16 protein-coding genes and 1 pseudogene are annotated in these 20433 nt (G+C 63.2%); 5 read left to right on the forward strand and 12 right to left on the reverse strand.

The features are described 5' to 3' along the window. Positions 1-39: 39 nt before the first annotated feature. Positions 40-1163, reverse strand: a pseudogene (locus BUS42_RS28105) (ABC transporter ATP-binding protein). A gap of 348 nt (positions 1164-1511) precedes the next feature. Here BUS42_RS28105 and BUS42_RS28110 point away from each other — a divergent pair. Continuing rightward, the gene (locus tag BUS42_RS28110) at positions 1512-2831 is read left to right on the forward strand and encodes a DUF1501 domain-containing protein (protein ID WP_074312558.1); all 1320 of its coding nucleotides are present in this window, start codon (positions 1512-1514) and stop codon (positions 2829-2831) included. Positions 2832-3192: 361 nt separating this feature from the next. On the opposite strand, the gene BUS42_RS28115 is transcribed toward BUS42_RS28110, so the two are convergent. Further along, a complete protein-coding gene (locus tag BUS42_RS28115; RefSeq protein WP_074312560.1) occupies positions 3193-3555 on the reverse strand; it encodes a hypothetical protein in 363 nt (120 codons plus the stop codon). 254 nt (positions 3556-3809) lie between these two features. On the opposite strand from BUS42_RS28115, the gene BUS42_RS28120 reads away from it, so the two are divergent. From BUS42_RS28120 to BUS42_RS28130, 3 genes are all read left to right on the forward strand, one after another. Continuing rightward, entirely contained in the window at positions 3810-6245 is a 2436-nt protein-coding gene (locus tag BUS42_RS28120; protein ID WP_074312562.1) for a glycosyltransferase family 39 protein, read from the forward strand. Positions 6246-6502: 257 nt separating this feature from the next. Continuing rightward, entirely contained in the window at positions 6503-7756 is a 1254-nt protein-coding gene (locus tag BUS42_RS28125; protein WP_074312564.1) for an ISL3 family transposase, read from the forward strand. 115 nt (positions 7757-7871) lie between these two features. Continuing rightward, a complete protein-coding gene (locus BUS42_RS28130; RefSeq protein WP_074312566.1) occupies positions 7872-9245 on the forward strand; it encodes an IS701 family transposase in 1374 nt (457 codons plus the stop codon). Between the two features lie 51 nt (positions 9246-9296). Here the strand turns inward: BUS42_RS28130 and BUS42_RS28135 are convergent, their stop codons facing one another. Continuing rightward, positions 9297-10535 (reverse strand): MFS transporter, encoded by a 1239-nt coding sequence (locus BUS42_RS28135; RefSeq protein ID WP_074312568.1) that lies wholly within the window; start codon positions 10533-10535, stop codon positions 9297-9299. Then, positions 10535-11098 carry a hypothetical protein gene (locus tag BUS42_RS28140; protein ID WP_074312570.1) on the reverse strand — a complete coding sequence of 188 codons (564 nt, stop codon included), beginning with the start codon at positions 11096-11098 and terminating at the stop codon, positions 10535-10537. Before BUS42_RS28140 ends, BUS42_RS28135 begins: the two co-directional genes overlap by 1 nt. A gap of 185 nt (positions 11099-11283) precedes the next feature. Here BUS42_RS28140 and BUS42_RS28145 point away from each other — a divergent pair, with 185 nt between their 5' ends. Continuing rightward, positions 11284-12414 (forward strand): pyridoxal phosphate-dependent aminotransferase, encoded by a 1131-nt coding sequence (locus BUS42_RS28145; RefSeq protein ID WP_074312572.1) that lies wholly within the window; start codon positions 11284-11286, stop codon positions 12412-12414. A gap of 142 nt (positions 12415-12556) precedes the next feature. Here BUS42_RS28145 and clpX read toward each other — a convergent pair whose 3' ends face one another. The 8 genes from clpX to BUS42_RS28185 form a co-directional block, all read right to left on the reverse strand. Further along, complete coding sequence (clpX, locus tag BUS42_RS28150) at positions 12557-13936, reverse strand: ATP-dependent Clp protease ATP-binding subunit ClpX (protein WP_074312574.1); 1380 nt, start codon at positions 13934-13936, stop codon at positions 12557-12559. A 347-nt stretch (positions 13937-14283) separates the two neighbouring features. Further along, positions 14284-15483: an A/G-specific adenine glycosylase gene (mutY, locus tag BUS42_RS28155; protein ID WP_074312576.1), complete on the reverse strand. Its 1200-nt coding sequence runs from the start codon at positions 15481-15483 to the stop codon at positions 14284-14286. 170 nt (positions 15484-15653) lie between these two features. Next, the gene (locus BUS42_RS28160; RefSeq protein WP_074312578.1) at positions 15654-16835 is read right to left on the reverse strand and encodes a DegT/DnrJ/EryC1/StrS family aminotransferase; all 1182 of its coding nucleotides are present in this window, start codon (positions 16833-16835) and stop codon (positions 15654-15656) included. A 75-nt stretch (positions 16836-16910) separates the two neighbouring features. Then, positions 16911-17420, reverse strand: coding sequence for a sirohydrochlorin chelatase (locus BUS42_RS28165; protein ID WP_074315422.1), 510 nt, complete (start codon positions 17418-17420; stop codon positions 16911-16913). 147 nt (positions 17421-17567) lie between these two features. Next, the gene (locus BUS42_RS28170; RefSeq protein WP_074312580.1) at positions 17568-19106 is read right to left on the reverse strand and encodes an RNA polymerase sigma factor; all 1539 of its coding nucleotides are present in this window, start codon (positions 19104-19106) and stop codon (positions 17568-17570) included. A gap of 88 nt (positions 19107-19194) precedes the next feature. Next, positions 19195-19746, reverse strand: a complete 552-nt coding sequence (locus BUS42_RS28175; protein WP_074312582.1) for a Uma2 family endonuclease — start codon at positions 19744-19746, stop codon at positions 19195-19197. Between the two features lie 31 nt (positions 19747-19777). Beyond that, the gene (locus BUS42_RS28180; RefSeq protein WP_074312584.1) at positions 19778-20062 is read right to left on the reverse strand and encodes a hypothetical protein; all 285 of its coding nucleotides are present in this window, start codon (positions 20060-20062) and stop codon (positions 19778-19780) included. Between the two features lie 36 nt (positions 20063-20098). After that, positions 20099-20368, reverse strand: coding sequence for a hypothetical protein (locus BUS42_RS28185; protein ID WP_074312586.1), 270 nt, complete (start codon positions 20366-20368; stop codon positions 20099-20101). Positions 20369-20433: the final 65 nt, after the last annotated feature.

Here is a 20433-nt window from a genome sequence, read left to right on the forward strand (position 1 = left end):
AGAACGATTGTCTCGACCCTCGTTGGTCCAAGGCCTTCCTCAGGGGCGCAACGTCTGACCCGTGTCGGCGTCGAACCAGGCCGTGCGATTCGGGTCGATGCGAATGGGAACGCGATCGCCGACCCGGATCGGAGTGCCGGGAAAAATCCGCAGACTGAGTGGGTGCGGCCCGAGGTTGAGCGTCGCGAGCGTCTCGTGTCCGAGCGGCTCGAGCCGGAGCACCTCGGCGGACGCCTTAAGAGGCTCGGATGCCGTGGATTCCCCATCCGTCAGGGTGATCTGCTCGGGGCGCACGCCGAGGTCGACCCGGGCCGGTTTTCGAGCGAGCAGCGGTTCGGTCCAGCCCGAGCCAAGACGTATCGTCCAGGCCGACTCCAGGGGCGTGCCCTCGACCCGAATCCTGATCGAGTCGCTCGACCATTCGAGTTCGCACGGAAGGATATTCATCGGTGGACTGCCGATGAACCGGGCGACGAAGCGGCTCGTCGGGTGGTGATAGACTTCCAGGGGAGTTCCCGCCTGAACCACCCGGCCTTGGTCCATCACTGCGATTCGGCCCCCCATCGCCATCGCCTCGGCCTGGTCGTGGGTGACGTGGATCATTGTCGTTCCGAGCTTTCGGTGAAGGTCGATCAACTCAGCCCTCATTGAGGCGCGGAGCGGGGCGTCCAGGCTCGAGAACGGCTCATCAAGGAGAAACACGCGCGGTTCACGGACGATCGCACGCCCCAGCGCGACCCGCTGACGTTGGCCTCCGGAAAGTGTCGCCGGCCAGCGGTTGAGGAGATCGTCCAGGCCAAGCCGGGCCGCGACTTCCGTGACGCGCTTCACGATCTCCGGCTTCGGGAACCGCCGGGCGCGCAGGCCGAACGCGAGATTTCCAAAGACCGAGAGATGGGGATAGAGCGCGGGGCTCTGGAACACCATCGCGAGGTCGCGATCCGCGGGAGCCAGTCGATCCGCCCTCCGTTCGCCGATCCAGAGTCCGCCCGCTGTGGGCGTTTCTAGCCCGGCGATCAACCGCAAGAGCGTGCTCTTGCCCGAACCCGACGGGCCGACCAGCACGAACAGTTCGCCATCAGCGATCTCGAGGTCGATCGCCGAGACCGCCGCGACCCCCCCGGATAAGTCTTCGAGAGATTCTTCAGTGCGACCTGAGCCAATGACTTGCCCCGCTCTCGCTGGCTTGAATCCCCGGCCAATTCGTGTCCGGACTCAGCCGATCATACCGTGACGGGACCCTCCATGGTGCATCCGGCATGGACGTTTCTCTACGAATGTCAAAGGCTGGAGTCGCCTGGCCGGGCGACCGGTTTCGATGGCTTGGTCGCCCCTGGGGAAACACTCGGTTTTCCGGGCCTTTCGTCGTGGTCAAGGACAAGGGATTCTTGTTGCTCCGGGGTGGAGGCAGTGTTAAACTTTCCTTAAAAGTGTGGTCGATGAGATCATGCACGTACTTCGTGAAACGGTGACGCGGTGGTCGACCTCTTTTTCGACGAGGGAGTGGCCCGATGTTCCAGCTCAAGAATGGGTCGAATCGGGATTGTGACGGGGTGACTCGGCGCGATGTCCTCCGAGTCGGATCGCTCTCGGCGCTCGGACTGGGGTTGCCCGACCTGCTGCGGGCACGGGCGATGGCTGGGTCGCCGGGCAAAGAGGTGTCGTGCATCCTGCTCTGGCTTCAGGGGGGGATCAGCCATATCGACAGTTTTGATCCCAAGCCCGAGGCCCCAGCCGAGATCCGCGGCGAGTTCGGGGTCATCGATACCAAGGTGGCCGGCATCCAGGTTTGCGACCCGCTCCCCCGGCTCGCTCAACATCAGGACAAGTTTTCGATCCTCCGCTCGCTCAACCCGCGCAATGGGTCGCACGGAGTGGCCGACGCTTACATGATGACGGGCCATCCGTTCAACCAGTCGGTCACTTTTCCTTCGTTTGGGTCGGTCGTTGCCAAGGAGAAGGGGGATCGCAACAGCATGCCCCCCTACGTGCAGCTTGGCGTGGCGATCGACCAGCGGTTTGGTGGGGGCGTGGCCGGCTTCCTGGGGGATCAGTTCAACCCGTTCGTCCTTCCCGGCGACGCCTCGAGCCCGAGCTTTACCGTCCGCGACGTGTCCTTGCCCGGCGGCGTGGACCAGGAGCGGTTCCAGCGCCGGATGAAGGTGCTGGAAACCGTCGACACCTGGCAGGCCCAGTTCGAGTCGAGCACCTCGGCGCTCGAAGCGGCCGACACGTTCTATGAGAAGGCGTACAACCTGGTCACCGCGCCCCAGGCGAAGAAGGCGTTCGACATCGGTCGCGAAGACCCGCGCATCCGCGATCGCTATGGTCGGCACTCGCTGGGACAGGGTTGCTTGCTGGCGCGCCGGCTGATCGAGTCGGGCGTCCGGTTCGTCACCGTGACCGACGGCGGTTGGGATACCCACCAAAACAATTTCACCGCGCTCAAGGACAGGCTGCTTCCACGCCTCGACTCGGCGCTCTCGGGCCTGCTTCAAGACCTTTCCGACCGCGGCATGCTCGAGTCGACGATCGTCCTGACCTTGAGCGACTTCGGTCGGACGCCGAAGGTCAACCCGTCCGCGGGACGCGACCATTGGTCTACGGCCGGCATCGCGCTTCTCGCTGGTGGCGGGATCCGCCCCGGAGTTGCCGTGGGATGCACCGATGCTCTGGGCGAGCAACCCACCGAGGCTCCGTACTACACGGAAGACCTTGCCGCGACGCTCTACCACGGTCTCGGCATCCCCCTCGATACCACTCACACCACGCCCGACGGCCGCCCGATCCAGATCAACTACGAGGGGCGGCCGATTCGAGAGCTTGTCTGAGGGATTCGTGACCCGGCTTTGAGTTTCAGGCGGCTGATTTCGGCCGCCTTTTTTATGCGCCTCGCCTGACGAGATGAGGTTGCCTCATCGACTTGAACGGGACCTTGAAGTGGGGTCGATTGGCTGGATTTGCGCAAAAAAAAACAACGATCCGCCAATGGGCTAAAAACCAGTAGGATTTGGGTGTTTCTGCAAAAGGTTTACCCGAAAAGAGTTGCGTCGCTGCGTCGACTGCAAACCATGACAGGATAACGACTTGCTGCGTCCGCTCTTTTCAGTTGGTTTTTAGCCCATTGGCGGATCGTTGAAAAAAAAACGAGGACGGATGGCCGGTCGATGCCGGCCATCCGCCCTCGATGAATCAGAAGCCCTGACCCGAGGGGATCACGGACTGGTAGGAGGGGAAGCTCGTGGGGGCCGAGCAGGAATCGCAGGGGGCGGGGGCGGCGTAGACGACCGGGGTCGCGCAAGCCTGCTTCTTGTGGTGGAAGAGACCGCCGAACAGCTTCTTGCGGGGGAAGCCGCACTTCGGTGCCGGCGCACAGACCGGGGCGGGCGCACAGACCGGGGCGGGCGGGGGACAGGGGGCAACCACGACGGTCGCGACCGGGGCGCAAGTCGCGGGGGACTTGCAGCGCTTCTTGTGGCAAGCGCTGGCATCGCTGCTCAGCAGAAGGGTGCCGAAGAGACCGGTCAGGGCCAGGGTCAACAGTTGTCGTCGCATGGACTTGTCTCCTAGATTACTTCATACTCAAACTCAGGACCCCACGGGAGGTCCGGCAATGCGAGTCTGCCGATTGGGCAAAATTGTGTGCCTCTGGAAGGATAGAATAAAATAAGGATCGCATTCGTGCAACGGATTTCCTTCAACTTGGGAAAATTAGGTGGGATAGGTTGTGTGGTTTGGATATTGCTGGATTGTGGATCTTTCGATTTCAGGTGGCATGATTCGACCAGGCATGTGCGTGTGTGAGCGTAATGGCGAATTCTGAGCGCAGTCGAGCTGACGAGCACGAGTCGATCCGGCTGTTCTCCGGAGCGCGGTGGTGGTTGGCCTGTGGGGTCGTGTTTGCCACGACCTTGGTGGCGATCTTGCCGACGACGGGGGACATCGGCCTGACCTGGGACGAGCCGGCCTACCGGTACAGTCAGGTCATGTCGGCGCAGTGGTGGGAGCGGTTGGCGCAGGCGAGGTCGAGTGAGGAGATCTCGACCCTGTTTGACCCCGACGTTCTGCTCTACTACTGGCCTTACGGCCGGCACGGGATCAATTTTCATCCCCCGCTGGCCGGGCAGTTGAACCTGGCGACGCATGCGCTCTTCGGGCGGTGGGTGAAGGATATCCCGTCGCGGCGGTTGGCTTCGGTTTTCGAATACGCGTTGACGATCACGATCGGGTTTGGGTTCTTGACGCGGCGGTATGGGGCTTGGGTTGGCGGTGTGATGGCGGGGGCCTTGCTCTGCATGCCGCGAGTCTATGGAGACGGCCATATCGCGGGGACCGACATGCCCGGGCTCCTGCTTTGGGCGGCCACGGCCCTGGCGTTCTGGAAGGGCCTGTATGAGCCGAGGGCGCGGCGGTGGCGAGTCCTGGTGGGAGTGCTGATCGGCTTGGCGTTCGTGGAGAAGATGGCGGCCGTGCTTGTGGTCATCCCACTGCTCGGTTGGCTGATTCTCAGCCACCTGCCGAGGGCGTTTCGCCGGGGAGGCGGAGCGAAGGCGGCCTGGATCGATGGCGTGCTGACCAGCTTGGCCATGCTCGTCCCGCTCGGAATTGCATTCGTCGAGATTCTCCGCTTGAAGGCGAAACTCCCGCCGCCGTTGAACACGAACCTCTTCATCGCCCGGCCGCCGAGCGTTCTGCCCGGCATCATCCTGGCCCTCCCGTTGATGGTCTGGATCGTTCGTCGGCTGCTCGGACGGGTTAATCGTGGGAGCCCGGTCTGGGGGCCGGAGCGGCCGGCGCTTGAGACCTGGACGGCAATCTTGGCGTTTGCACCCGTCGTGAGCTGGCTCGGGAACCCGGCCTGGTGGCGCGAGACGCTACCGCGGTTGGCCCACTATTACATGCTCAACACCGACCGCCGCGGGTCGCTTCCCGACATCTGGATCCTCTACCTGGGCCAGCTCTACGAATTCAGTCTTCCGTGGCACAACGGCTGGGTCTTGATCGCCGTCGTCACGCCCGCGGCGATCGTTTTCGCGGCGCTGGCCGGGATGATTTACGCGATTCGGGTCGTGCGCCAGGATCGCATCCCGCTCTACTTCCTCATTCACTTCTTGACCTGGCCGATCCTCCGGATGCTGCCGACTCCCGCACATGATGGCGTTCGCCTTCTCCTGCCGGCCTTCTTTTTCATGGCGGGGCTGGCCGGCTGGGGGACGGTCTGGGTGGCGGACGGCCTGGCACGACGGCTTGGGGCCCGCACGGTCTGGACTCGGAGCGTGCTGGCCGGCCTCGTTCTGCTGAGCTCGGCTTGGCAGTCGGTTAAGGTCCATCCGTTCGAGCTGTCGTACTACAACGAGCTGGTCGGAGGGCCGAAGGGGGCGCGTGAAAAGGGCTTTGAGCTCGCCTATTGGTACGACGCCTTCAATCCCTCGGCGATCGCGGCGATCAACGAGCTCCTGCCGCCGGGGGCCGCCGTGAGCTTCTTCACGGGCAAGGTGGAGGCCCCGACGTTTTCGGAGCTTCAGTCGTTAGGGGTCTTGCGCGGGGACATTGACCTCGGGATGAAGGACTCGAGCAAGTTCCCCCATGGCTGGTTGCTTACCCAGGATGCCAAAGCCTCTTCGCAATCCCGGCTCTTGTTTGCCATGAAGCCGTTATACGCGCTCGCTCCCGCGCAGCTCGATCACTTGAGGGTCGCGTCGGTGGCCGATCCGGTGGCCGTCTCCCGCGCGGTGGCGTTGAATCTGCTTGCCTCCGAATCGGGTGTGCCGGCCCCTCGCGCCGAGGTCCCTGATTGGGTCCGCGAATCGGCCCCGTGGCTCGGTCGGTTCTGGGGAGAGGGGCTCACCAGGGCTCCAGTCCTGAGGGTCAATGAACCTCTGTTCGAGTGGGCTCATGACGATGCGAGCGGTCTGCGAGCCGCCGCGCAAGCGATCGTCGCGGCCGCGCCCGCGATCGTGAAGGGGGACCCCATCGTCCTCGATCCGGGGGCCACTGCGCTGCTGGCCGTGCTGACCCGGTTCGACAGCCCTGGCTCGTCCAAGGGACAGGTCCCGGATCGCCGGTTTGCGGCACAGCTCCTCCGGACCCGCCCGGAGGCGCTGACCGAGGCCATCGAGATGATGATCCGTCGCCCCGATGCCGTGCGGACCGTACTGACGCGATACGCCTACACCGACGCGGCCGCGATCGGCGGTTATCTCGATCAGGACTTCGCTGTCAGGCCCTCAAAAACGGGGCGTTAGAGCGGTTTACCCCCCGGGGCATTTTTTTGTCGGGGCTGTGCTCACCCGTCAATTGAGCGTGAGCACGGTCTGCCAGCCAGGGTCTTTGCATCACGACGGTTGCCTAAAGAAAACCGGGCTCCTCAGCAGAAACTGTGGGTGTGGTTGCCAAGGTCATGGGCTAGCGAGAGCCTTTGAAGAGAAGTGAGGTGCATCCTGGGCAGACTCCGGATTAGGATTGGTTTACCACAACTAAGCCCAACCGGAGCCCACCCAAGATGCAACTCAAGACTATCCTCAATCGCGTCCATCCGCTCAAGTCCTTCGTCTATGAGCAGGTCCGCCTGGTTGAAGAATCGGGAGGGCCCGTCATCGAGATCGTCATTCAGCCCAGAGCCAATAGCCAGCCCGTCTGCTCCGGTTGTGGCCGAAAGCGACGCGGATACGACCGTCAATCCCAAAGGCGTTTTCAGTTCATACCGCTCTGGGGGATGGCCGTCACTTTTCTCTATACGATGAGACGAGTCGATTGCCCAGGTTGCGGGGTGGTCGTCGAGATGGTCCCCTGGGCCGAAGGCAAGAACCACCTCACTATCGCCTATCGCTGGTTCCTGGCAACCTGGGCGAAACGACTCTCCTGGAAGGAGGTCGCCGAGGTGTTTCACACGACTTGGGAGAACGTCTTCCGATCCGTGAAAATGGCGGTGACCTGGGGCCTGGAGCATCGCAACCTCGACGGTATCAAGGCCATCGGCGTCGACGAGATCCAGTGGCATAAGGGGCACAAGTATCTGACTTTGGTTTACCAGATCGACGACAACGTTCAGCGACTGCTCTGGGTCGGAGAGGACCGAACGACCAAGAGCTTCCTCCGCTTCTTCCGGATGCTGGGCAAGGAGCGGTCAGCCGCGATCAAATACGTTTGTAGTGACATGTGGGGTCCTTATCTCAAGGTCATCGCCAAAAAGGCCTCGAAGGCGATCCATGTTCTGGATCGCTACCACATCATGGCCAAGATGAACAAGGCGATCGACGAGGTCCGTGCCGACGAGGCGAAGCGCTTGAAGCAGAAGGGAAAGACACCGGTGCTGAAAAACTCGCGTTGGTGCCTTCTGAAGCGGCCGGAGAACCTGACGGAGAAACAAACCGTGAAGCTCTCCGAGTTGCTGAAGTGCAACTTGAAGGCGGTGCGAGCCTACCTGCTTCGCGAGGACTTCCAGAGATTTTGGGAGTACCGAAGTCCGGCATGGGCCGAGAAGTTTCTCAAGGAGTGGTGCACGCGGACGATGCGCTCGAAGATCGAGCCAATGAAGAAGATGGCCCGGACCCTACGATCGCATGAAGGGCTGATCCTGAACTGGTTCAGGGCGAAAGGGACGATGTCCTCGGGGGTCGTCGAAGGTCTGAACAACAAGGTGAAATTGACCATGAGAAAGTCGTACGGTTTTCGCACAAGCGAGGCGATAGAACTCGCGTTATTTCATACGCTTGGGGCGCTCCCTGAGCCGAACCACACCCACAGATTCTGCTGAGGAGCCGAAAACCGAGACCAACGGCCTAGTTCTACTGTATCGCCGCCCCGTTCTGAATTAAACTCTTTTAAGATACTCACTTCTGATATGGGTGCTTCAACGAGCGAGGCCTGCGATGGACCCGCGATTCCACACCCGATTGAGAGAGATGCTGGCTCAGGCGGATGTCCCCCCGAACCTGGTGGAGGGCTTTCTGTCGCGTCTGGAGACCTTCGTCGTTCCTTACGCGGCCTCCATGGCCAGCGAGGAGCAACGACGACATACCGTGGAATACTTGACCGGACTGATCTCGAAGCTCGAGCACAAGACGGGCGAGGGAATCGCCTACTTGCATGACCAGGAGCGACAAGCCCTCCAGAAATTCATCGGCCTGAGTCCCTGGGATCATTCACCTCTGCTGCGGACGCTTGCCAAGCAGGTCGGCAACGAACTGGGCGAACCCGACGGTGTGATCGTCTTCGACCCCTCTGGCTTCGTCAAGAAGGGGACCAAGTCGGTGGGCGTGATGCGGCAATGGTGTGGCCGAGTCGGCAAGAAGGAGAATTGCCAGGTGGCCATCTATATGGGCTACGCATCAGCACGCGAACATGCTCTTGTCGACACGCGTCTTTATCTTCCTGAGGAGTGGACGAAGGATCGGAAGCGTTGTAACGCGGCCGGGGTCCCTCGAAAGATTCAGTTCCAGACACGCCACGATCTGGCGTTGGAGATGCTGGATCAACATGGCCCGTTGTTGCCGCACACGTGGGTGGCGGGGGACGACGAGATGGGGCGTCCCTCGCCATTTCGCTTGAAATTAAGGAGTCGGAACGAACGGTATCTGTTGGCGGTCCCCTGCAACACCTTGATCCGCGACCTCGAAGCGCCTCCGTCGGAACGGGGGGGCCGGGGACCGGCCCCTTGGACTCCGTTTCGGCGAATCGACCACTGGCGAGAGACCTTGGCGGAGTCGGCCTGGACGACGATCGAGGTCCGCGACGGGGAAAAGGGTCCTCTGGTCGTCGAGGTTGTGAAGTGTCGAGTCCGGGCGCGAACACCGACCAATGGGACAGGGCCGGAAGAGCTCATGTTCATTACTCGTGAGAAGCAGTCGGACGGAAAATTCAAGCATGATTATTATTTATCAAATGCCGATCCTACGACCCCTCTGAAGGAACTGGCCCGCGTAACCAAGGCGGCCCATCGAATCGAGGAGTGCTTCAAGCGAGCGAAGGGAGAGGCCGGCTTGGGCGACTACCAGGTGCGGACCTGGACTGCCTGGCATCGTCACCAAACCTTGGCCCTCCTCGCCGCGTGGTTCCTGAATCAGGAGACGCGGCGGGGAAAAAATCCGGACCGCCGCGCTGAGTTTACCGCAGCTCCGACAACTGCTCGCCGCAGCGATCGAGGAGCACCTCAAGGTCAACCAAGTCGAGGTACAAAGCCGCCGCAGCACGCGCTGGTCGCAACGCAACGAGTCGGCTCGGTTGTATCACCACTGGTCGCGTAAGGTCTTACCGCCGTTGAAGACGCAGCTGAGAACCTAGCGGATACAGTAGAACTAGGCTCCTCGCTCGTCTGCTTGCTCGCTGCCGACGGCCAAGGGTTCGTCGAGCTCTCGGTTGGGCCGATGGGTTCGGGCGACGGTCAGGGCCAGCAGGAGCGCCACCGCGCTGATGGCGGCGGCCTCCCAGAACGGAGCGGCCGGGCCGCTTCGCGCCAGCAGGAGATTGGCGACGACGTAATTCGCCATTCGCGCCAGGGTCTGAGCCGACGAGAGGACGCCGAAGACGGCCCCTTGTTCTCGATCGGGGGTGAATCGGGAGAGTAAGCCGGTCACGGTCGGGCTGGCCAGGCCTTGGCCGACCCCGACGATCAGGGTCGCTCCCAGCAGCACGGGGATGCTTTCGGAGAGTGCGAGGCCGACGAATCCGAGTCCCACCGTGGCCACGCCGACGAGGATCAGTCGGGCTTCACCGTACTTGGGGACCAGGCGACGGATGAACCCGCCTTGCACGAGGGCGCTGACGAGTCCGAGGTACGAGAAGCCAAAGGCCGCTCCGCGCGCTTCCCAATGGAAGCGGTCCCGGAGGAAGAGGCTGAACGTCCCTTCGAGCGCGGCGAAGGCGAGGACGACTAGAGATCCGAGGACCACGAGCCGGCCCACACCGGGAATCGTCATGGTGTCGACGATCCCTCGCCAGCTCACCACCCGTGCGGCTTGGCGGGCCTTGGTGTCCTGAGGGAGCGACTCGGGGAGGCGGGTGAAGACGAGCACCCAGGCGAGCGTCGAGAAGGCGGCCGCCACCAGGAACGGGATCCTCAGCCGCCAGGCCGGATCGACGGGCAACTCGAGTAGGAGGCCTCCCATCAGTGGTCCCAGCACGAAGCCGAGGCCGAACGCCATGCCGATCAGGCCCATCCCGCGTGCCCGGTTCTCCGGTTTCGTGACGTCGGCCACGTAGGCTTGCGCGACGAGGATGTTGCCGCCGGAGGCGCCGTCGAGCATCCGAGCCAGGAGCATCACCGTGAAGTTCGACGAGAGACCGAGGATCAAGAACGAGAGCGCTGTGCCCGCCTGACTGACGATCAGGACGGGTCGACGGCCGTAGCGGTCGCTGAGGCGGCCGAGGATCGGACCGGCCACGAGTTGGCACATCGGATAAGCGGCGAACAGGAGGCCGATCTGACCGCCCGAGAACCCGTATTGCTTGGCGAAGGGCGCCAGCAGAGGCATGACGATGCTGAAACCGAGCAGATCGATCAGGACGATCGTGATCACGACACCAAGCGGAGACATTAGCGGCGGTCCTCCCCCGACGCCACTTCCGCGGCGACATTCGTTGAATCGGGCCCATAGCGGGCCTCGCGCATCTGATCGGCCCGGGCCTTCACTTCCAGAAGGAGCCGGGCTTGGGCGACGATCACCGCGTAGATGACGGCAAAGGCCCCGAGGTTGAAGGCGATGGTCGCTGCGGCGATTCCCAGGTGCCAGAGCGGATTTAGCCCCTGCGTGTCTGCCGCGGCGCCGAGCCAGGCGGTAATTGCGATCAGGCTCATGCTCCAGAACTCGAAGCGAAACGCCTTCCGCTTATTCTTCTTCGCCTGGTCGTTGATCCAATCGGGGAGCTGGTAGACTCGCACCACCTCCTTGGCCCACTTTCCGGTGGCCAGGAAGTAGGTGTAGGCGATCGAATGGACACCGAGCGTCGCCATGGTGGTGAACAAGGCGAACAGCAAGTGAATTCCGCGCCAGATCGAACCCGGCCCGCGCGGCTCGCCGCTGGCTAGCAGACCAAGGACGAAGCTGGCGATCAGGAGGGAGCCATCGGTGACGGCAAGAACGAGGAAGTAGCGAAGCATTTTGCCACTCAGCGGAGCATTGCAGCGAACCTTCTTCCGAGGTCGATCGCTCTAAGGTACGCGAAGGCTCCCGGTCTTGGCAACGTGAGGCCCCTCACGACCTCTGGCCCTGCGCGTTATAATTCTTCTCCCGATGTCCCTTGACCACCGAACCCCTTCCTTTGCCTCGAGGCGGAGCCGCCCACGTGAACGACGCCTGGATCGCCGACCGGATGAAACAGATCGAAGCCTCGGGGATCCGCAAGGCGTTCGACATGTCGAAGTCCATGAAGGACCCGATCAACCTCTCGATCGGCCTCCCCGACTTCGATGTCGACACCCCCGTCAAGGCGGCCGTGATCGAGGCGATCGAGCAAGGCCGCAACGCCTATACGGTCACCCAGGGGATCCCCGAGCTCCGCGGCAAACTGCAGACCGCGGTCGATGCCGAGTTCCACCATCCGGACCGGCAGGTGATCGTCACCTCGGGCACCTCGGGTGCGTTGTTGCTGGCGCTTTCATCCGTCGTCAACCCCGGGGACGAAGTGATCGTCTTCGACCCCTATTTCGTCATGTACGGCAACCTCGTGGCACTCGCCGGCGGGACGACGGTCCTGGTCGACACCTACCCCGACTTCCGGATCGACGTCGAGAAGGTTGCCGCCGCGATCACGGGGCGGACCAAGTGCATCGTGGTCAACTCACCGGCCAATCCGACCGGCGCGGTCGCCACGGCCGAAGAGATGGAGGCGCTTGCCAAGCTCTGCCGCGAGCGCGGGGTCCTGCTGATCAGTGATGAGGTCTATCGCGCTTTCTGTTACGACGGCTCGTTCGCGACCCCCGCAACCTGGAACGACGAAGTGCTGGTCGTCGACGGCTTCAGCAAGGCCCACGGCATGACCGGTTGGCGACTCGGCTTCGCACATGGCCCGGCCCACGTGATCCAGGAGATGGCCAAGCTTCAGCAGTTCAGCTTCGTCTGCGCTCCGAGCCTGGTTCAGTACGCCGGAGTCGTTGCGCTCGACCAGGATCTCAATGACCGGGTCGAGGCCTATCGCAAGAAGCGCGACACCGTGGTGGCGGCCCTCTCCGAAGGTTTTGAGCTCGCCTGCCCCGAAGGCGCGTTCTACGCGTTCCCGCGTGCCCCGTGGGGAACCGCGACCGAGTTCGTCGCCGAGGCGATCCGCCGCAACGTGCTCATCATCCCCGGCAACGTCTTCAGCAAGCGCGACACGCACTTCCGGATCTCATACGCCGTCGACGACACGACGTTGGCACGCGGCCTCGACGTCCTCCGCGCGATGGCACGCACCCCGGTGACCCAGGCCCACTCCTAAGACGAACCGTCGATTGCGGCGGAGGGCGATGGGAACAGTCGCCCTCCGTCGATCAGTTTGGGCCGAGCCGAAAACGCCACGACGATCCGGCGAAGGGCTCGCACGGATCGTCGTGGTCTTTGTTACCGGTGCTGGCTGAGGCTCAGGCGCTTTCTTTCTTGCGCTCCGAAGCCGACTTGGCGGGGGTCAGCGGGAGCGGCGGCGTGTCGAAGAGGTTCTTTTCCTTGCGGACGACCTCGGGGGTCACCACGAACCGCCCCTTCTCCTTGGCGGAGCGATCGGGCAGCTCGTACATGATCTCGAGCATGATCTCTTCGACGATCGACCGCAGACCGCGGGCGCCCGTGTCTTTGGCCTTGGCCTTCTTGGCGATCTCGATCAGGGCCTCGGGGGTGAACTCGAGGTCGGCCCCTTCCATCTCGAAGAGCTTGCGGTACTGCTTGACCAAGGCGTTGCGGGGCTCGGTCATGATCTGGACCAGGGCGTCGACATCCAGGGGCATGAGCGGGCAGACCACCGGGAGGCGGCCGACGAACTCGGGGATCATGCCGAACTCGAGGATGTCGTCCGACGTCACCTTGTCGAGCAACGATCCGAGCTCAACGTTGTGCTCGGCCTCGGACTGGCTCCCGAAGCCGATGGTCTTGCGGCCGACCCGGCGGGCGATCAGGTTGTCCAGGCCGACGAAGGTCCCGCCGCAGATGAACAGGATGTTCGTCGTGTCGAGCTGGATGTACTGCTGCTCGGGGTGTTTGCGACCGCCTTGGGGCGGCACGTTGGCCACCGTCCCCTCGAGCATCTTGAGGAGGGCCTGCTGCACCCCCTCGCCCGAGACGTCACGGGTGATCGAGACGTTGTGGTTCGTCTTGCCGATCTTGTCGATTTCGTCGATGTAGATAATCCCGCGCTGGGCACTCTCCAGATCGAAGTCGGCGGCATGGAGCAGTTTCAGGAGGATGTTCTCGACGTCCTCACCCACGTAACCGGCTTCGGTCAGCGTGGTTGCATCGCCGATGGCGAAGGGAACGTTGAGGATCCGGGCGAGGGTGCGCGCCAGGAGGGTCTTGCCGCACCCGGTCGGGCCCATCAGGAGGATGTTCGACTTGTCGATTTCGATCGAGCTGTCGGCGTCTTCGCCATGCACCAACCGTTTGTAATGGTTGTGAACGGCCACCGAGAGGACCTTCTTGGCGCGGTCCTGATCGATGACGTAGGCGTCGAGCTGTTCCTTGATCTCACGCGGGGTCGGAATGTCGGTGAAGAGGGTTTTGGGGACCCCTCGTCGTCGTCGCTCCTGGTCGAGGATCGACTGGCAGAGCTCGATACATTCGCCGCAGATGTAGACGTCGCCGGGGCCTTCGACGAGGGGACCGACGTCGCGATAGCTCTTACGGCAGAACGAGCAATACGCGTTTTTCTTGTTGCCACCGGTCGTGCTCGTCGGAGCACTGCCGCCGCCCCCCCCGCGCTTTCCGCCTCCGCCCGACGACCCACCACCCGTAATGTCCTTACCCGATGGCATGCATAATCCCTTTCGCCCCCCGTTGGGGGAGACGCCCTGCCGGCGCAAAAGCGGCCGGGCGGTGAGTTTGGGTCCGCTTCAATCTTGCGGTGGAGCGTCCTAATCCCGCGGCATCATTGCGGTTGAGAAGTGGGCCGTCGACGTAGCCGCGTCCTGCGGCGGCCCAATCCTACAACGGCCGCCTCGATACAATCCATTCCACCCGTCTCTTGAAGAGATCAAGAGCACCCTCGTCATCCGCCAACTGACCCATTCTAGAGTACGATTTCGCTCCGAGCAAGGCCGCCGGATGGAATCGAGACGCGAACGCGACGCTGTTGCGGATACTCCGCGACGGTCGGCTTGTGTCAGTCGTCCGACTCGAAATCCGGGAATTTCGCCTCGTGTTTGGCCACCCAGGCGACGAGACGCCGGCTCGCCGCTCCAAACGGATAGCTTGGCAGATTCTCGGGCTTTTCCCAGATCGCTCGGACCAAACCCGGCCCTGGCTTCAACGTTTCGCTCAGCCCGACCCCGGTGGACGCGTCGAGCTGAACCCGATGCTTGGTCACACTGAATCGGACGGTCTGCACGACCGGCCCCATGCGAACGCGGACACCCGTTAAGCGCTGGATTCCCTCCGCCAGATCCACCGCGTCGGCAAACGACCGCCCCGCGGGATCCACACCAGTGAGGTGGATCGTCGGAAATTCCCAGAAGTGCTCCCAGAGCCGGCCGGGACCGCGCTGGACGATCAGGACCCGACCGCCCCGGGCGATCAGACCGCAAGCTTCCGCCACCTCCAGTGGCGGCGGCTTGGGCGTGGTCGTCGGCACTTGATCCTGAATCCCCAGGACCCGAGCGCCGCATTCGGCGGCGACTGGGCAGACAAGGCAACTTGGGGAGCGTGGAGTACAGAGAAGGGCGCCGAGTTCCATGAAGGCCTGGTTGAAGACGCCGGCTCCCTCGGGGGGGACGAGTCGTTCGGCGGTTTCCCAGAGCCGGGCCTGGGTGCGGCTCGATTTGAGGTCTTCGCGCCAGGCCAGCCAGCGTGCCAGCACGCGCTGGGTGTTGGCCTCGACGATCGGAGCCGGTTGATCGAAGGCAAACGACTGGATCGCCCCGGCGATGTACCGACCGACTCCCGGCAAGGCCCGGATCGCCTCTGGGGTCGTGGGGAACGCTCCACCATGCTCGGTCACCACGGCGCGGGCGGCCGCGTGAAGTTGACGGGCGCGGCGGTAGTAGCCCAGCCCTTCCCAGGCCTTGAGCACCTCGGTTTCGTCCGCGGCGGCGAGGGCCTCGATTGTGGGGAACTGGTTGAGGAACCGCTCGAAGTAGGGGATCACGGCGGTGACCGTGGTCTGGACCAGCATCATCTCCGAGACCAGGACGCGGTAGGGGTCCCGATCGGCTCGCCAGGGCAACGGGCGTTGCGCCTCCGCGTACCAGGCCACGAGCCGCTCACGGATTCGTGCGACCCAAACCGGGTCAAGGTCGGGACTTGCCGTGGCTTGCGGTGCGTCTGGAACGGTTGTTTCGAACTTCAGCTTACGAGTGCGTCCCACGGAAACCCGGCTCCCTCGTTCCGGGCCATGCGGCGGCTCCGGGTGCGACGGGTTCCGTACTCGGAACCCGTGTGTCACAACAGGCCAGGGTGGTTTCCACACGGGTTCCGAGTACGGAACCCGTGGCACCCAGCGAACTTCCGTGGTCGGCTCGCTTTGCTCCGCCTGGTTCAGGCGGCTCGTCCGCTTCCCTTCTTCGAGGACTTCGCCCGTTCCTCGAAGATCTGGCCGATCGACTCGACGACGTGGCGTTGGGCCTCCTCGGCCAGTTCCGGATACATCGGCAGGGCCAGGGTCTCGTTCGCGGCGGCTTCCGAGTGGGGGAAGTCGCCCGGGGTATGGCCGAGTGCGGCGAAGCAGGTCTGCAAGTGGAGCGGGACCGGGTAGTAGATCTCGGTGCCGATCCGACGCGCGGCCAGTTGCTCGCGGAGCGAGTCACGTACGGCCGAGGGGACCCGGATCACGAACTGGTTGTAGACGTGGAACCGGTCGGTCGACTCGGTGGGCAGGCCGATCTCGCGGGTCGACTTCTGGCCCTCGAAAAGATTTTGGTAGCGTCCCGCGACCGTGCGTCGTGCTTCGGTCCAGGCGTCGAGGTGGCGGAGCTTGACCCGGAGCACGGCGGCTTGAAGGGCGTCGAGCCGGGAGTTGAAGCCGACCTCATGGTGGTGGTACTTCGGCTCCATGCCGTGAACCCGGAGTCGGGCGATCCGCTTGGCAAGCTCGGGGTCGTCGGTTGTGACCATCCCGGCATCACCGAACCCGCCGAGGTTCTTGGACGGGTAGAAGCTGAACGCGGCGGCCGTGCCGAGTCCGCCGGTGCGTCGCCCCTTGTACGAGGCGCCGATGGCCTGGGCCGCGTCCTCGACGACCGCCAGTCCATGCTTCTTGGCGATGGCGTTGATCGTGTCCATGTCGGCCGTCTGGCCGTAGAGGTGGACCGGAATGATCGCCTTGGTCCGGGGCGTGATCGCCGCTTCGATCAGGGCCGGGTCGATGTTGTACGACTCCGGGTCGATGTCGACGAAAACGGGCTTGGCCCCGGTGCGCCAGATCGCCCCGGCGGTCGCGAAGAACGAGTAAGGGGTGGTCACCACTTCATCGCCGGGGCCGACTTCCAGCGCCATCAAGGGCAGCAGGAGGGCGTCGGACCCAGAGGCGCAACCGATCCCGTGCTCGGACTCGCAGTACTGGGCGACCTCGGCTTCGAGGTTGGAGACTTCGGGACCGAGGATGAAATACTGACTCTCGATCACGTCGCGGACCGCTCGATCGATCTCGTCGCGAATCGTCTGATACTGCGCCTTCAGGTCGAGGGCGGGGACACTCAAGGACTCAATCGAGAGACTCATCGCCTTCACTCCTTTGAGGCCCCGGACCGTACCCGAGGCGGTTCTCCATCCATGGAGAAAATCGGCCGACGCACGCTAGTCCTTCGGTCGATTTGTGTCAAGAGAGGCCATTACCGTGAGGCCTTCCGAACCCTCGTGATGATCCATCGGCGCGTAAAGCTTTGCCAGATCATCGGATGAGGCGAAAGCGGGGGCCTCGTCGTCGCTGTCGAGCCGGGCAATTCGTTCGGCGACAAGTTGTTCCAGGAGTGGATCGGGCCCCAGGGCGGGGCCGAGTCGGAACTCGACACCGGGGTGGGCTTGCCTCAAGCTGTCGCGCGCAGCGGTCAGGTCGCGCAGCAAGTGGACGCCCGCCGAGAGGAAGTAGGGGATCATCAGGACCCGAGTCGCACCTTGGGCCACGCACCGTCCGCCGCCCTTGAGGATATCGGGCGCGGCGAGCTCGAGGAAGCAGGGTTCCACGATCGGGTGATCGCCCCGCTCGATGAACCGGGCCGCGAGCTGATGCAAGTCATCATTGGCCGGCGCGTGCCGGCTCCCGTGAGCGATCAGGAGCACGGCGGTCAGGTCTGCGGTGGGCGCCATCAGTCTGGGCTCGTTGATCTTTCGTGAATTCAAACGGGAGACGGCAAGGACCCGCGACGAGTCTTTGCCGTCTCCCATTCTAATCATGAGGTCCGCGCGACGATCAAGGTGGATCACCGCCGCGCGATCAGGAATTGCCGATAGTGCTTAATCGGGAGCGCCGCCAGTCATTTTCGCTTTAGCCTGCAACAAGGCGTGTTCGTGAACGAGTTGGTTCATTTCTTTCTCCAGTTCCTTGATCAGTTGCTGCACCCGAGAGTGCTTGGCGACTGGTGGTGCAGGTGCGTTGGCTCGCTCTGCGGGCTGTAACACTCCTGATAACTTTCCCAGCCTTTCGTCAAACTCCTTCTCTGTGAGGCCCGTTTGCAAGCTCGTTTTCGTATTGGGGTCGGGATGTTGTCGGCTCGTGATCTGACGAAGTTGGCGGAGCCTGTCTGCGATCTCGGCGTGGACCTCATCGGTGTGACGGATGATGAGAGTGACGCTCAGAAAGAAGGGAGTGACCGATCCGATCGGTCCTGTTTTGTTGAGCGGCCTTCCATTCGCGCCCAACAAGTCTTGATTCCCAATCCTCCAACTACCAGGGGCGACGGATGATGTGAGAAGTTCGATCACGGGCTCAAAGTCGGCTTTGGGCCGATCGCCCGAAGGGGGAGCCTTTTCTTCCCCGTTTGCAGTGACGGTGGAGAGGCCGACCAGGTCGCCGACGTAGTAGGTCTTTGGGTAGGTTCTCGAATGCGACTCGCGAGTGGTGGATTCGACCTGGTCAGCCTGCGGGGGCTTAGCCGGAACGGTCTCGCCAGGCGTGTCGTCCGGTGCTTGGACGGCGAGAGCCACGACACCGGTCATCACGAACCCGGCCATGATCGCCACTGCGACAGCGGTTTTCATCTTGGTCAACCCCATAGCGCTCAGGACTCCTTCCATCAGCGCGGCCACCGGGGCCGAGAGGACCCCCGTTAGCGCCGCTCGACCGGCCGCGATCCGCATCGCGGCTTGAATTGTCTCTTCGGACAAAATGCGGGGAATCGTCGCCGCCGTGGTTTGGCGCGAGGCCCCGATCAAGAACCCGGTGGAGAGGGCGACGCCCTTGCGCGTCAATCGGTCTCGCAGCAACCGGCGGGCCCGAGCCATCCGGCTTCTCACGGTGCCGACCGGCCAGCGGAGCTGTTCCGCGGCCAATTCGTGGGTCAGGCCCTGGAAATAACAGAGGACGATCGGGGCGCGGAGCCGCTCGGGGAGCCGCGCAAGCTCGTCATGGAGCAGCGGTGCAACATCGTGGCCGTCGAGGTCTCCGGCGGGGGCCTGAGGATCCAGGTCCGCCATGGCGTTTTCCCGCCTGATTCGGAGGGTTCGGTTCGCCCGAGCCCGGATCGCCACACGATAAGCGACCGAGTAGATCCAGGGGCCGAGTGAAGCCTCGAGCTGGATCGCCCCCGCCTTGCGGACGAGGACGAGGAGGGTCGCCTGAAACGCGTCCTCGACGTCGTCGCGGTCGCGGAGCAGGTTGCGGCAGACGGTCAGCACAAGCGGGCCGTAGCGGGCGAGCAAGGCCTCGAAGGCGGCTTGGTCGTTTCGGGTGGCGAACCGCTCGAGGAGTTGTCCGTCGGTCAAGCCGGCGAGGGTTCCGCCGTGGAAGATCCGCTGAATCTGGGGGAGGACCGCGCCGCCGAGTCCGTTCGCCATGGCCGCTGACACTCCGTGTGAGAAGGCTCTGCCCACTTAAGATAATGCGGCGAAGCCCGGTTTCAATCTCGATATTTCTGACTTTCGCTCATTGCGGAAACCAGTCGCCGACCCGGCAGCGGAATCCGGGGAGCAATTCGCCGCCGTCGAATTCCTCGTCGGCCGTAAAAACGGTGAATGCGCTAGGGCTGTGGTACACCGTGACGGACCGAGTTCTCGGTTTCACGATCCAGACGGCCTTGGTGCCCGCACCAAGCCAGTCCGCCACTTTTTCGTCGACCTCTTCGACCGTGTCACCTGGCGAGACGACTTCGACCGCCAGGTCGGGAGCGCCTGGCCAGAAGGCTTTGGGGAGGCCGGTTTGTGGGAGCCGCTCGCGGCGAACGAACGCGATGTCGGGGGCAAGCACCGTGTCGGGGTCGGTCGCGATCTTGAAGCCGGTCTCTGCCCCGACGACGACGCCGAGTTGATGGTCCGTCACGAACTGGTCGAGAGGGCGAGCAATCCTCATGATGATGAATCCGTGTTCGAAGCCCGCCGGTGACATGGATCTTAGTTCTCCTCTCACCAGTTCAAGTCGAGCTCCGGTGTTCGGCATTTTCCAGAGTTCATCCGCGGTCGTGGCGTGGGAAATGCTCATGCTTACCTCGGTCAAAGCAATTCGTGTTTGCTTAATCCTTCTTGGGCCGATACCAAACGACGTTGTGAGTGGAACCACCGACGGCGACGATGTCGGGGGTGCCGTCACCGTTGTTGTCGGTGACCTCGACCTGGTAGGCACCCGGGAAGTGGTCGTCGATGACGATCCGCTCGAATTGAGGAAGGGGGCGAGGGTCGGCGGCAATGCAGGGCAAGCTGCAGCAAAGGCCGATCGGAAGCAGGAACGCGGCCACGGAACGAGACGAGAGCCGGGATGTTAAGGCCTTGGCCGCGCTGGTGAATCCAAGGTGTTTCACAGGGTGATCCTTTGGGCCTCAAGTGGTGATCGACCGTCACGTCAGTTCATGTTTGCCCCAGCCGGCGGGAGGCCCGGCGGTATCCTCGGGCTTGACGCGGAGTTGGGCGAGGTCGATCTCGTTGTGGATATCGGACTCGGCCGACTTGAGGCGGTTCTCGAGCCGTGCGATCCGCACGCTTAGGCCTCGTCGGGGGCGAGGCACCTTGCGAGAGTCCAATTGAGGTTGCAAGTCGTGGTGGGCCGGCGCGTGCCGGTTCTCGTGAGCGATCGGGAGCACGGCAGTCAGGCCTGTGGTTGGCGTCATCAGATCGGGCTCGTCGGTCCGAGGCGGGCCGGAACAGGTGCTGTTCTCCCTTGATTTACTGTAAC

The sequence above is a fragment of the Singulisphaera sp. GP187 genome (genome assembly GCF_900129635.1).
In the GTDB taxonomy this organism is placed as follows: Bacteria; Planctomycetota; Planctomycetia; order Isosphaerales; family Isosphaeraceae; genus Singulisphaera.